Raw genomic sequence first — 13232 nt, 5'->3', positions numbered from 1 at the left:
GAGGTACCGCCAGAGTATGAGGCACGGCGACACCGGCCGCACGTCATCGACAGGAGGTCCCCATGGGCCAGCTCATCATCACCGAGTTCACCACGCTCGACGGCGTCGTCGACTCCCCCGGCGGTGGCCCGCATCCGCACGCGGGCTGGACCTTCCAGCAGGTGGAGTTCGACGAGGCCGCCTACGAGATCAAGGACCGGGAGCAGCAGGAGGCGGCCGCGATGCTGATGGGCCGGGTCAGCTACGAGGAGTTCGCCCCGGTCTGGCCCTCGATGGAGGATTTCGCCGAGTACAACGCCATGCCGAAGTACGTGGTGTCCTCCACCCTCGAGAACCCGGCCTGGCACAACACCTCGGTGCTGCGCTCCCTCGACGAGGTCGCCCGGCTGAAGGAGACCGTCGACGGCACCATCCTGGTGCACGGCAGCGCGACGCTGGCCAAGGGCCTGGCCGCCGCCGACCTGGTGGACCGGTACCACCTGCTGATCTTTCCCGTGCTGCTCGGTGCGGGACGGCGTCTCTTCGACGACACGACCGACACGCTGCGCAAGCTCGACCTGGTCGAGCACGAGGCCTACTCGAACGGCGTCGTCAAGGCCGTCTACGACGTCGCGCGCTGACCCATCCCTCCCGCTGCTCGAGCCCGCCGCCGCGGGCCGGGTCCGCTCCCGCGGCGTTCGGCGGCCCGAGACCCTCATCCCGGGTCCGTCAGGCGACCGGCGGGTTGCCCCGGACCCTTGCATACCCCATGGGGTATATTGCACACTGGGGTCACACCGTTCCCCCGACAGCACGTCGAAAGGCACTTCGTGACCTCCGCCCCCACCGTGACCACCCTCGACCCCCGGACCCTGCGCCAGTGGATGGCCCAGCACGAGGACCTGGTCGTCATCGACGTCCGGTCCGCGGCCGAGTTCGCGTCCCTGCACATCCGCGGTGCCTACAACGTGCCCCTGCCCCTGCTGTCCGAGCACACTGCCGAACTGGCCGCGCGCCTCGGTGAGCGCGTCGTGCTGGTGTGCCAGTCGGGAGTCCGCGCCGAGCAGGCCCGCCAGCGACTGTCCACCGCCGGGGTCGACACCGCCTACGTGCTCACCGGCGGAGCCCCCGGCTTCGCCGCCGCGGGCGGTGATGTCGTGCGCGGTGCCCAGCGCTGGGACCTGGAGCGCCAGGTGCGCATGGCCGCCGGCTCCCTCGTGCTCACGGGGCTGGTCGGGGGCCGGCTCATCTCGCCCAAGGTGCGCACCCTGGCCGGGATCGTCGGCACCGGCCTGGCCTTCTCGGCGTCCTCCAACACCTGCGCGATGGGCACGGCGCTCGCAGCCATGCCGTGGAACAGGGCTGCCGACGAGCCCACCGCCACCTCCGCCATCAGCCAGATCCCCGCTGCCGGAGCCTGAGCCCCACCAAGACTGATCGGCGCTGACCGGCCCTGACCGAGGGCCGCGTGCGCCGCCGCCCGGCTCCGCCGCCACCGTCCCGCAGCATCGAGCATTCCCTGAAACAGCCATGTCCGGGATCACCGTCACCGAGGCCGAGCAGTGCCGCCCCCAGGACCAGCTCCTCGACGTCCGCGAGGACGTCGAGGACGCCGACGGCATGATCCCCGGCGCCCTCCACATCCCCATGGGGCAGCTCACCTCCCGCCTGCCCGACATCGACCGGACCCGCCCGGTGATCGTCGCCTGGAGCAGCGGTAACCGCAGCGCCCGGGTGGCCGACGCGCTCACCGGCGCCGGCTGCACCGCGGAGGACACCATGGCCGGCGGCATGCTCTCCCTGGAGCGCGCCGGGCTGCCCGTCCGCTGATCCACAACACCCGGCACCGACCGTCGGACATCGGGCACCGACAGCTCGAAGGGGCCGTCCGCATCTGGCGGACGGCCCCTTCCGCCGTATCCACCGCCCCTCACTGCGCCCCGCCGGAGCCGGAGTGGCCCGAACGGGATCCGTGCAGCAGGGCGACCCCGGAGCGCGCCCGGAGCGCCTCCGCATCGCACCGCCCGGCGAGCGCCCCCGTCCGCCGAGGCCGCGTGGACGGCCTGATAGGGGCATGCCTGGGGATGTTCCCGGAGCGGGACGGCGGTCGCTGGGCCTGTCCGGGCGAAGTTCTCGACATCTCCGTCCGTGACGACGACGTCGGGGCGGACCATCACCCGGGCCGCGCCCCGTGCCAACTGCTGGTGGCGGAATCGTCGCCGGCGCCCGGCACCCGGCACCCGGCACTCGGTGCCCAGCGTCCGGTACCCGGCGCCAGGCACCCAGTGCCCGGCGGCCCGGGGCCGGGCGTCGGCGTGCAGGTGGCCACCCGACTCCGCTGCAGGCCGGAAGGGCAGCATCCGATCGGACGAGTCGTCGCCTCCTCCGCCGGGCGCGTGTCGTCCCTGTGGGCACTTCGGCCGCTCCGGGTCATCCTGCCGAAGGCGCACCGGCGTGTCGCCCGAGCCAGCCCGTCATGGCCGAAGACGACACAAGGGGCCGCCCGCGTGTTGCGGGCGGCCCCTTCGGTCCATGGGCGCTCGGAGCTCGAGATCAGCGCGCGGCGGCGGCCACGGTGCCCCGGTGGGCAGCCCAGCCGGCGTAGGAGCCGTCGAGCTCGGTCACGTCGTAGCCGGCGTGACGGAGCGTGGAGGCCACGACCGAGGACCGCAGCCCGCTCTGGCAGTAGGTCACGATGGTGCCCTGCTGCGGCAGCCGGTCCAGGTTCCACAGCACCCGGCCCCCGTGCAGCTGCACAGATCCGGGCACGTGGCCGGCGGCGTGCTCGCTCGCGGCGCGCACGTCCAGCAGGACGGCCATGTCGAAGGACTCGACCTCCTCGGGCCGGACCAGCTGCGGGATGGACCGCGGCAGGTCCGCAGTGCTGATGACGTAGCCGGCGACCCTGTCGATGCCCACACGCACCAGGTGGTCCCAGAAGTCCTGGGCCACCTCCTGATCTGCGGCCAGCAGCACCAGCGGACGGGCGTCGGTCTCGGGGTTCACGGCCCAGGCCGCGTAGGCCGCCACCGATCCGCCGGCGGGGATGTTCAACGCCCCGGACACTGTGCCGGCGTGCACCTCGGCCGCGGAGCGGGTGTCCACGAAGGTGGCCTCGTCGGCGGCGAGCAGCCGTGCGACCTGCTGCGCGTCGAGCTGGGGCAGGGGGGCACGCTCCCCCATGACCGCCGGGCCCCGCCGGTTCTGGTTCTTCATCCGCCCGAAGTAGAACGGGGCGTCGGGCTGACCCTCGAGCAGCTCCTCCACGAAGCCCGCCTCGTCGTCGGCGACCAGGTAGGGACCCCACCAGGAGTAGAGCCGCTCGTAGCCCACCGTGGTCGACGGAATCGCGCCCAGGGCCTTGCCGCAGGCCGATCCGGCCCCGTGCCCGGGGAAGACCTGGACATGGTCGGGCAGCGTCAGGAACTTCTCCTTGAGGCTGGCGAACATCTGCTGCGCCCCGAGCAAGCGAGTGCCCACCCCGCCGGCGGCCTCGTCGAGCAGGTCGGGACGCCCCAGGTCGCCGGAGAAGACGAAGTCACCGGTGAGCATGTAGCCCGGGGCGTCGGCGAAGGCGCCGTCGGTGACCAGGAAGGACAGATGCTCCGGCGTGTGGCCCGGGGTGTGCACGGCCTGCACCACGATGTTGCCGATCCGGAGCTCGTCGCCGTCGTGCAGGCGCTCGGCGTCGAACTCGTACTGCCAGTCCTCTCCGCCCTCGCCCGAGACGTGCATGGTGGCCCCGGTGCCGGCGGCCAGCTCGCGGGTTCCGGAGAGGTAGTCGGCATGGATGTGGGTCTCGGTGACCGCGGTGATCCGCATGCCGTTCTTGGCGGCCAGGTCCCGGTAGACGGCGATGTCGCGGCGGGGGTCGACCACCAAGGCCTCTTTCGTGCGCTGGCACCCGATGAAGTAGCTGGCCTGAGCGAGGTCCTCGTCGTAGATGCGCTCGATGAGCATGGGTATCTCCTTCGCAGGATGGGTGGAACAGGGATCCGGCAGGAGCTCCTCCGGCCGTCTGGTACCAACAGTAATACCCCCGGGGGTACCGTTCAAGTACCCCGGGGGGTATGCTCCTGGACGCCTCGATGCAAGTCAGAGGCATGAGCCATGGGCCCGGCGACGACAACGGTTCCGCAGTGCCAGAGGGACGGCACCGCAGGCGGAGCCGGGCAGCCGTTCGCGCCCTGCCGAACCGGCGGCGAGCGCCGGTTCGGGCCGATCGAGCAGCGGCGCGACGAGCTGGCCGTGTTCACCATGTGGACGACACCCATCGGCTCGGCCGTCTTCGCCGTGTCCGGGGCCGGGCCGAGGGTGGGTTCGCCGGGTGGGACCTGTTCGAGCCCTGACCGCCGGTCTGGTCGGCGCCCGAGCGCCGGCCCGGTTCGCCCTATGCCAGGAGCTCGCAGCATCCGACCGCCGCAGGTTCCTGGCGCTCCTGCACGTCCGCCACGCGACCGCGCCGCATGCCGTCACATGCGTGCGCATGTGGCGGCACCGGTCGTGCATTCCGAGAGGCCGGGCCATACTGGGGCGAGATCTCCCCGACCGAGGTGCGGATGGTCGAAGCTGAGGCAGTGCCGGACGCGGCCTGTGCGGAAGGTGGTACTGGCTCATGGGTGAGGTGTTCCGCCACGAACTCACGGTCTCGGACCCGGACGTGCTGCCCGTGCTCGGGGAGCAGACCGGACTGCGCTTCGGCTACGGCTCCGCCGATCCTGCGTTCCGCTACCAGCTGTCACGCGCCGGTGACGCGCGAGGTGCTGTCTCCCGGGTGCACGTGGGTGGCGCGATGTCCCTGTGGGGGGACACCGCGACCTTCACCGTGTCCCACGTGGACGGCAGACGCTACGACTGGCAGACGCGGCAGGAGACCGGTACCGCCGCCACCGGATCGCCGCTGCTGTTCCGCCCGGAGCATCCGGTGCTCGTCGTGGCCGAGGACGTGGACGTCACCCTCGCGCACCTTCCCGTGGACGTGGTGCAGGAGACCGCCGACACCGTCTACGGCACCGAGACTCCGGTGAGCTTCACGTCCTCCGTGCCGCTCAGCACCCGGCTGGGGCAGTACTGGTCCGAGCTGGCGCGCTTCAGCGCCGGTGTGCTGGCATCCGCGGCCTTCGACGAGCCCGTGGTGCGCGCCGACCTCTCCCGCCACCTGGCCGTGGGACTTCTCGAGTGCTTCCCGCTGCGCGGGGACCACGCGGAGCGGTACCTGTCCATGGAGACCCAGTGCCGCCGGTACCGGATCGCGCTCCAGTACTTCGACGACCACGCCGGCGACCCGATCACCGTGGAGGACGCAGCCCGGGCGGCCCGGACGACCACGAAGGCCCTGGTGCGGGCTTTCCGCGCCAATCATCCGACGGGGCTGACGCCGGCCCAGTACCTGCGCCGAACCCGGATGGACGCCGCCCACCGCGAGCTGCAGCACGGTGACCCCGCTCGCGGGGACACCGTGCGGGAGATCGCCGCCCGCTGGGGCTTCGCCCACCCGGGCCGCTTCGCCCAGTACTACCGGCAGGTCTACGGGACGACGCCCAGCCGCACTCTCGGCCGCTGAGCGAGCAGCACGTCCGGCTCAGCTTGAGGATGCGGCCGAGGGTGCGGTGACGACGGCTTCGTCGCCCGCCGCGGCCACCTGAGCGTACGACGCCGAGACCCGACGGTAGACCGGGGTCAGGAAGGCCAGCAGTGCGGCCACGATCATGACGATTCCTGCCACGAGGAACACCAGGGCGATGCCGCGGGAAGTGCCCTCTCCCAGCAGCGGAGCCAGCTGGGCGGAGCCCTCGGCCGATCGCGCGTACGGGATGATCCAGACCTGGGCGATCGGTGCGATGAGGAAGGCGGTGATCGGCGCGGCGGCGGACTCGAACGCCATGGCGAAACCGAAGACCCGGCCCTGCCGCTCCAGCGGCACGACACGCTGGATGACCGTCTGTTCCGCCCCTCCACGAAGGGGACGAGCACGAGGTAGAGCCAGATGCCGAGGACGTACAGCCAGGCCCACTCCCGCAGGGTGAACACGGCGCCGAGCACTCCCATCGCGACCACCGCGAGCAGCATGGTGCGCAACGGGTTGGACCCGAGCCCGAACTTGCCGATCAGCGCCCCGCCCACGATGAAACCCGTGGCCCCGAGCGCGAAGACCGCTCCCCAGATCTCCACGGGGAACATCTCCAGGCCGTAGGGATCCATCAGCGCCATGTAGACGCCACCGATGAAGTTGTTGAACGTCGAGAACAGGATCAGCGCGAACAGCCCGGACACCGCGAGTACAGCCGCGAAGGCACCCCGGAGATCGAAGCCGCCGTGCGCGTCCGTGGCCGCGGCGCGCACCTCCTCGGGCATGCGCAGCGTGAGCAGGTGCACGAGGGCCACGGCAGTGAGCGTCACGGCGACGACGACTGTTCCGCCCATGCCCAGCAGCCCGACGGACAGGCCGGAGAGCACCGAGGTGACGATGAACATCAGTCCTTGCACCATGCCCACGAGTCCGTTGGCGTTGGCCCGCCGGTCCGGTTCGATGAGGATCGTGACCGTGGTCGACAGGGCGATGTTGCGCATGTTCTCCACCACGGCTCCGACCAGGACGACCAGGGCGAAGGCCCACAGCCACGGCCGGGTCAGGTCGGCCATGGCGGTGATCGGAGTGAGAAGGTACAGGATCCCGGCGAGCACGAACATCACCAGGGTGAAGACGGCGGCGAAGCGCATCACGACGAGCTTGCGGTAACGGTCCACGAAGGTGCCGAAGCTGATGCTGGAGAGCGCGATCAGCAGCATGTACGCGCCGCCGACCACCCCGGTGGCGATCACGTTGCGCGTCTCCAGGTACACCCAGAACGTCAGGGCGAACCACAGGTAGCTGGTCGTGATGTTGGCGAGCGCCGTGTTCACGAGGATCCCGGCGAAGGTGCGGGACCGTTGCGCCGGGCTGCGCACGGACGTGTCGACGGCGTCGGAGTCGATCAGAGCCGACGGCCCGCCGTCTCCGTCCGCCACGGGCGGCAGGGCCGCGCCCGCTGGACCCGCCACGCCTCCGGTGGGACTGTCAACGGCCCGGGAGGAACCCGGCTGCTGCTCCTTCATGCGGCCAGTCTAGGGGCGGCCGCGGACACGGTAGGCGCCGTCCGGCTCGTCGCTCAGGCCACGCGCCCGATCCCGCTCTCGGGATCCGGACTGATGTGCACCGACGTGCTGGTGCTGCACGCGGCCGGGAACCGACCCGTCCGGCCTGGCCCTTGCGTCGCCACGCTGCGCAAGGCGGTCGGATCGACGACCTCGGGCACCGGGCCCGGGCCGGCCCGCACCGCCGGTGCCGGACAGCATGCGCGCTCAGGACGGTGACGCGCCGACCCCCGCCGTCTTTCGGGGATCGTCCACGTCCCCGCCGGAGAGTGACCGGAGCGGAGGCCCAGAACCGCGGCGGCAACCGGGACGATTCATATCGTCGAAGCAGGAGGTGCTACCGGACTCAGGACGGTGACGCGCCGACCACCGTCACCCCTCGGGGATCGTCGACGTCCCGCCGGAGAGTGGCCCAAGCGGAGACCCCCGCGCGGTTGAGGGGACCCGTGCAGCGCCGGCGCAGGCTCATTGCGGGTGTCCTGTGGGGCCCGAGCGCCGGGCCTGGCCGGCAGTCCCGGCGCCCGGTGAAAAGGAAGGAGGCGCGCAGCGATGATGGTTTGCCGGCGGGACAGCGGTGCCCCACCAGGAGGCGGGGAGGTCGATCTCGTGGGGCGTCCCGGACTCCGGCAGGCCGACGGGGAACCTCGCCCTGTGAGGCGGTATCGAGGACCTTGGGACGTCGGACGCCGCCGGGACCATGAACCCATGACGGCAACGGCTCGGCGGCGGCCCCGGACCCGGGTGAGTGGTGGGGCATGTCCGGGTGAAGCTGTGCTTCCGGAGATGGTGGACCCCCGGGCGAGGAACGCGGTGGTGCGGGCCGCTGCCCTGGAGCTCGTTGACGCGGCGGCGGCGGAGGCGCGGGCCGTGGGCGCGCAGCTGCGGTGCATCCACCGTCTGTGGCTGGCGGCGCAGGCGGCTCGCACGGCGGCCCGGTTCGAGGCGATGGACAAGGCCGAGGCGGAGCTGTCGGCCCGGGGTGCTGTCCGCCCGGACCCGCTGAGTCCCTTGGCCGAGGCGGAGCACCAACTGGTCGTGGACGTGGCGGCCGAGGTCGGGCCGGCCCTCCGGCTGCCGTCGGGCACGGCCCGGCGGCGTGTGGAGGACGCCGTGCTGCTGGCCGAGATGAAGCCGCAGGTCCTGATCGCCCTGGAGGCGGGCCGGATCGGCGTCGCCCAGGCCATGGTGATGGTGGAGCAGTGGCGCGAGCTCGTCGTTGAAGCGCCGACCTGGACCGGCACGCAGTGCGTGCCGCCGCCCGTGGAGGCCGCCTGCCGCCTGATCACCGAACTGCTGGAACGGGCGCCGCATGCCACGGCTGCGCAGCTGCGGGCAACGGCCCGTGCCCGGCGCGCCGTGCTCGTGGCCGACGCCGAGGAGCGCAGTCGGCGAGCCGCACGGAAGCATCGTGCGGTGTGGGTGGAGCCGGCGCCCGACGGGACGGCCTATCTGCACGCGCTGCTGGACGCGCACGTGGCGCTCGCGGTGCACGGCAGACTCGAAGAACTGGCCACCCTGCTGGGCGAGGACGTACCGGTGCCGGGCCGTCCGGTACCGGCCTCCGTGCCGGGGCCGGAACTGTCGGAGGTCCCGGAGACGCGCACGGCAGGAGAACTGCGTGCCGATGTGCTGGCGGACCTGCTCCTGGACGGTGTGCTGCCGGACGAGGAACGCTTTCCACGCGGAGTCCGGGCGCAGGTGAGTGTGACCGTGCCGGTGGCGGTGCTGACCGGTGCCGGAACAGAGTCAGGAGCGGCCGGGTGCGGTGCCCCGATGCTGTCCGGCTACGGCCCGATCAGCGCGGAGGTGGCGCGTCAGCTGGCTGCCGGGGCCGGGGCCTGGCACCGGGTGCTGACCCACCCCACCACGGGGGTAATTCTTGACCACGACCGCACCGTCTATGCGGTGCCGCGGCACCTGCGTCGTCTGGTCGAGCTGCGTGACGGCACCTGTCGGTTTCCCGGGTGCCGGCGCCGAGCCGAGAGCTGCGATCTGGACCACACCATGGCCTGGGCCGAAGGGGGACGGACGGCCGAGCACAACCTGGCCGCACTGTGTCGGCACCATCACCGGATCAAGCACCGCGGCGGGCACCTCGGGCGCTGGTCGGTCCGGCGGGTCGAGGCAGAGCCCGCACTCGAGCAAATGGGGAACCGCCGGGACGTACCGCGGTGCTGGAGTGGACGTCACCGGCCGGACTCGTGCACCGGTCCGTGCCCGAGCACGTCGGTGGCCGTGGCGTCCTCACAGACCCCCGATGCACACCGGTCGTCGGCGGACCGTCCGGAAACCCTCCGCCCCTCGCCCCGGTTGGCGCTCCCCCGCCCTTCTGATGCCCGAGTGCCCGGCTTTCCACCGACCGCCCGGTGAGCTCCCGCGACCAGACCTCGCTTCGTGCGCCGGGGCACCGGCGTACCGGTCGATGCGGCGTTCACCCGCGATCGAGGCCACCGTCCTGAGTGCCCGGCACGGCTCGCCGTCATGCACCGCCCCAGGATTGACCCCCGGGCGGGGGCCGGACAGGATGGTGCGCCTCGGACGTCGCACACCGAAGGACCACTCCATGGGCATCATCCAGGCCGATCTCTTCCTCACCCTCGACGGCGTCTATCAGGGCCCGGGCGGACCCGACGAGGACCGTGCGGGCGGCTTCGAACTCGGCGGCTGGCAGGGCGCGTACTTCGACGACGCAACGGGCGAGACGATCGGCGCCGGCATCGCTCGTCTGGACGCGCTGCTGCTCGGACGCAGGACGTACGACATCTTCGCCGACTACTGGCCGGCCCACGGGGACGACGACCCGATCGCCGTGACGTTCAACGCCGTGCCGAAGTTCGTCGTGTCGCGCACGCTGACCGACCCGTCGTGGGCGGGCACCACGGTCCTGCGGGACGTCGCGGCGGAGGTGCGTGCGCTCCGGGACCGCTTCGACGCAGTGCGCGTCATCGGCAGCGGCGAGCTCCTGACCACCCTGCTGCGGGAGGACCTCGTCGACCGGCTGAACCTCCTCCTCTATCCGCTGGTCCTGGGCTCGGGCAAGCGGATCTTCGGCAGGGGCGCCGTCCCGGCCGCCTTCACCCTGGCGGCACCGCCGCGGGCGTTCCCGAAGGGAGCCGTGTCCCTCGTCTACGAGCGGGCGGGCGCCCCGGTGACCGGCGTCGACGTCGCACAGGCCGGCCAGCAGGCGAGCACCGATGCGCACACGCGCGGCACGGACCGCACAGCATCCAGTGGGTGACGGCACGGCGGCACCGGACGGCAGCGGCGCCACCTCCGGGGCCGGTGCCGGGCAGGAGGTTGCCGCGCAGGCCTCCACGTCCCTTTGCCGGCCGCGTCCACCCCGCTCCCGGCCGCGGCGGTGAGGTCGGGCCCGGTCGCACCCGGCTGGACGGACCGTCCCGGACCTCCCTGGAACCCGAGCCGAGACCGGCCACCCCCTGCCAGGGCCGTGGAAACCTGTTGCCGCTCACTCGGACACGGAGTCCCGCCGTTCCAGCCCCTCCTGGACAGCGCGCATGATCACCCGGGCGATCAGGCCGACCAGGAGGAGGTTGCCGATCATCTGCACCGTGACCACGGCGCGGGCGGCCTGGGAGACGGCCGTGATGTCCCCGAAACCGACGGTCGCGATGACCGTCACCGCGAAGTAGAAGGCGTCCAGCCGGCTCAGCGGCTCGGACCAGTGCTCGGGGACGGCACGGGACATCAGGTAGTACGTGGCGGCGAAGACCACGACGAACACCGGCAGAGTGAGCGCCAGCGTCCCGAAGGCCTGCGCCCGCGGCACCGGGGAGACCCAGATAGCGCGGATCTGCCAGACCAGCAACGCCGCGACGAGCACGAGGCCGCCGACGAGCACCAGGACCGTGCTGCCGGTGAACGCGGAGGTGAACGGCAGCACGAAGTACGCCAGGACGACGCCCAGCCCTGACAGCGTCGACCGCACCAGCATGCGGCGCAGGCCCGGTGTTCCATCCCTGCCCGGAGGGCCGGGGCCTCGTCCGGTCCGCATCGGCCTGCGCCTCCTGTGTCAGCCCCGGTCGAATCGGCCGCGGAGCGGACGTCGTACCGGTGGGTCGACCGTACCCGAGGAACCCGTCGCACGCGCAAGAAGTGCCCGTCCGCATTGCCGGCAGCGCCGTCCCGCGAAGACGTCGAAGGCGTGTCCTGCCCGCCGGTCCTGGCCGGTCCCGACGAGTGGGACCTGGCCCAGGAGGACCCGTGCTGCCGCGAACCCGGTGGACGGTGACCTCGGTGCGCTGCCGTGGCACGGCATCGCCATCAGGTCGTCGGATCGTGAAGGTCCGCCGCCTCGTCCGGGTCTCGACGTGACCGGGACGGGCACCACCGAGGAGTTCGTGGTCTCCCGTGATGGACCCGGCCGGAGTCGAGGCTGGTCGCGGGGGTGACGCACGCACGGTTCATGGGACAGCACCGGGCCATTCAGGTGTGAAGCGGCGGGGACGCCGTCACCGTCTCCCGCCCTGTTCTCGGGACAGTTCCACCTGGATGGAGGCGGGCAACTCCCGCCCGAGTCACACGACCAGGTGTCAGGCGGCGGGCACGGCGCTGATCCCGCCCTCGCGGAACGCGTCGACGAACAGCGCGTGGTCGGCCCGGACGGTGGCGGCGTAGTCCTCGGCGAAGTCCACGAGGTCCTCGACGAACTCGTCCTCACGGCCCTCCAGCACGCCCGTGATCGCGGTCTCCGTCCGGAACGGCACGAGGTCGTGGTCCCCGTCCTCGTCCGTGGAGCAGTGGATCTTGGCCGTGGCCTGCCCCAGGTCCCGCATCACGGGGGCGATCTGGTCGGGTTCGGTGAGCTCTCCCCAGGCCAGGTCCAGCGTGTAGGGGGAGAGCTCGGAGACGACGAAGGCCTTCCCGTCCAATGTGGTGTGACCCAGCAGCGGGTCGGTGTGGGTCTGCAGCGACCGCTGGCTGATCACGGCGCGGTGGCCGTCGTCGGCGAAGAAGTCCCGCACCCGCTCGTCGGCCACGATCCGGCTCGGGGCGGCCACCTTGGCCTGCTTCATGGTGAGCACGATGTCGTTCTCCTGGGCCTCGTCGAAGCCCTCGATGAGCAGGTTGTAGGTCGGCAGTCCCGCGCTGCCGATGCCGAAGCCCTTCTTCCCCACGATCGCCTTGACCTTGTAGAACACCCGGCGCCGGGAACGCACGTCCTGCGGGACGGTGGCCAGGTAGTCCTCGAAGGCCGCCTGGACCCTCCGGTGCTCGTCCTCCTCCAGCCGCCGGATGGAGCCGTCGTCGAGGAAGTGGCGTTCGTGGGCGTCGATAAGGGTCATGGACTCGAGGAAGCGGGTGCGGCGGGCGCTGCGGGCGGCGTGCAGCACGCCCAGGACGGCACCTCCGGCGTTGTCCAGGCCGAAGGCGAAGTCCGCGCTGCCGTCGGCCACGTAGTCCCGGACCCGGTCGAGATATGCCCGCAGATAGGTCCGCACGAGGTCGCGGGCGACCTCCGAGGGCGGCGCCTTCTGCCAGCACAGCAGGGACAGCGACGCCACGAAGCGGCGCAGGTCCCAGGAGAAGTGCCCCACGTAGGCCTCGTCGAAGTCGTTGACGTCGAAGGTCAGCCGGCCCTCACTGCTCATGTACGTGCCGAAGTTCTCCGCGTGCAGATCGCCCTGGATCCAGACCCGGCTGGTGCGCTCATCCGCCCAGGCGTCCTCCAGCTCCCCCATGTCGGCGTAGAACAGGGCGGCGCTGCCGCGGTAGAACGCGTACGGGTCCGCCGCCATCTTCCGGAACCGGGTCCGGAACGCGAGCGGGTTCGCGTGCATGAGGTCCTCCAGGGCCTCCACGAGGGTGTCCACGATGTGCTGCTGACGCTCGGCTGACTGGTCCATCCGGCGACCCTAGGCAGGGCGCCTGGGAGCCGGGACGGGGAAGGCAGGGCACTGCCCGGACGCCGGCTCCGGCATTGCCGCACCCGAGAAGGATCCTCGGGCACCATGCTTCGTCCGCTCAACTGCCCGATCCCGGCGACTGGATCGACAGATCGCCGGGACCGGGCAGGAGGATCGGGAGGTCGGGTGGACCGCGGTATCACCACATCCGATCCATGCTCAGAACGGGCGGCCGATCTGCTCAGACAGGGCCAC

The 13232-nt window shown here is 71.7% G+C and carries 9 protein-coding genes and 1 pseudogene; 6 read left to right on the top strand and 4 right to left on the bottom strand.

The genetic code is table 11. The features are described 5' to 3' along the window. Window positions 1–62: 62 nt before the first annotated feature. The 3 genes from PU704_RS09535 to PU704_RS09525 all read left to right on the top strand — a co-directional run bounded on the left by PU704_RS09535 (window position 63) and on the right by PU704_RS09525 (window position 1809). The gene (locus PU704_RS09535; RefSeq protein WP_277551144.1) at window positions 63–620 is read left to right on the top strand and encodes a dihydrofolate reductase family protein; all 558 of its coding nucleotides are present in this window, start codon (window positions 63–65) and stop codon (window positions 618–620) included. A 189-nt stretch (window positions 621–809) separates the two neighbouring features. After that, complete coding sequence (locus PU704_RS09530; RefSeq protein ID WP_277551143.1) at window positions 810–1400, top strand: rhodanese-like domain-containing protein; 591 nt, start codon at window positions 810–812, stop codon at window positions 1398–1400. A 109-nt stretch (window positions 1401–1509) separates the two neighbouring features. After that, a complete protein-coding gene (locus tag PU704_RS09525; RefSeq protein WP_277551142.1) occupies window positions 1510–1809 on the top strand; it encodes a rhodanese-like domain-containing protein in 300 nt (99 codons plus the stop codon). A 723-nt stretch (window positions 1810–2532) separates the two neighbouring features. On the opposite strand, the gene PU704_RS09520 is transcribed toward PU704_RS09525, so the two are convergent. Then, window positions 2533–3939, bottom strand: coding sequence for an MBL fold metallo-hydrolase (locus PU704_RS09520; RefSeq protein WP_277551141.1), 1407 nt, complete (start codon window positions 3937–3939; stop codon window positions 2533–2535). Window positions 3940–4594: 655 nt separating this feature from the next. On the opposite strand from PU704_RS09520, the gene PU704_RS09515 reads away from it, so the two are divergent. Further along, on the top strand, window positions 4595–5542 hold the full coding sequence (locus PU704_RS09515; RefSeq protein ID WP_277551140.1) for a helix-turn-helix transcriptional regulator: 948 nt from the start codon (window positions 4595–4597) through the stop codon (window positions 5540–5542). Window positions 5543–5560: 18 nt separating this feature from the next. On the opposite strand, the pseudogene PU704_RS09510 reads toward PU704_RS09515, so the two are convergent. Then, window positions 5561–7074: pseudogene (locus PU704_RS09510) on the bottom strand (MFS transporter). A 1047-nt stretch (window positions 7075–8121) separates the two neighbouring features. Between PU704_RS09510 and PU704_RS09505 the strand changes: the two are divergent. After that, window positions 8122–9483, top strand: coding sequence for an HNH endonuclease signature motif containing protein (locus tag PU704_RS09505; protein WP_277551139.1), 1362 nt, complete (start codon window positions 8122–8124; stop codon window positions 9481–9483). A gap of 193 nt (window positions 9484–9676) precedes the next feature. After that, the gene (locus PU704_RS09500; RefSeq protein ID WP_277551138.1) at window positions 9677–10351 is read left to right on the top strand and encodes a dihydrofolate reductase family protein; all 675 of its coding nucleotides are present in this window, start codon (window positions 9677–9679) and stop codon (window positions 10349–10351) included. A 228-nt stretch (window positions 10352–10579) separates the two neighbouring features. Here PU704_RS09500 and PU704_RS09495 read toward each other — a convergent pair whose 3' ends face one another. Both PU704_RS09495 and PU704_RS09490 read right to left on the bottom strand, forming a co-directional pair. Next, complete coding sequence (locus tag PU704_RS09495) at window positions 10580–11065, bottom strand: potassium channel family protein (RefSeq protein WP_277551137.1); 486 nt, start codon at window positions 11063–11065, stop codon at window positions 10580–10582. Between the two features lie 598 nt (window positions 11066–11663). Next, window positions 11664–12977 (bottom strand): DUF2252 domain-containing protein, encoded by a 1314-nt coding sequence (locus PU704_RS09490; RefSeq protein ID WP_277551136.1) that lies wholly within the window; start codon window positions 12975–12977, stop codon window positions 11664–11666. Between the last annotated feature and the right edge of the window lie 255 nt (window positions 12978–13232).

Source organism: Kocuria oceani (genome assembly GCF_029524215.1).
Taxonomy (GTDB): Bacteria; Actinomycetota; Actinomycetes; order Actinomycetales; family Micrococcaceae; genus Kocuria; species Kocuria oceani.
This window is presented reverse-complemented; position numbering and strand designations above follow the sequence as displayed.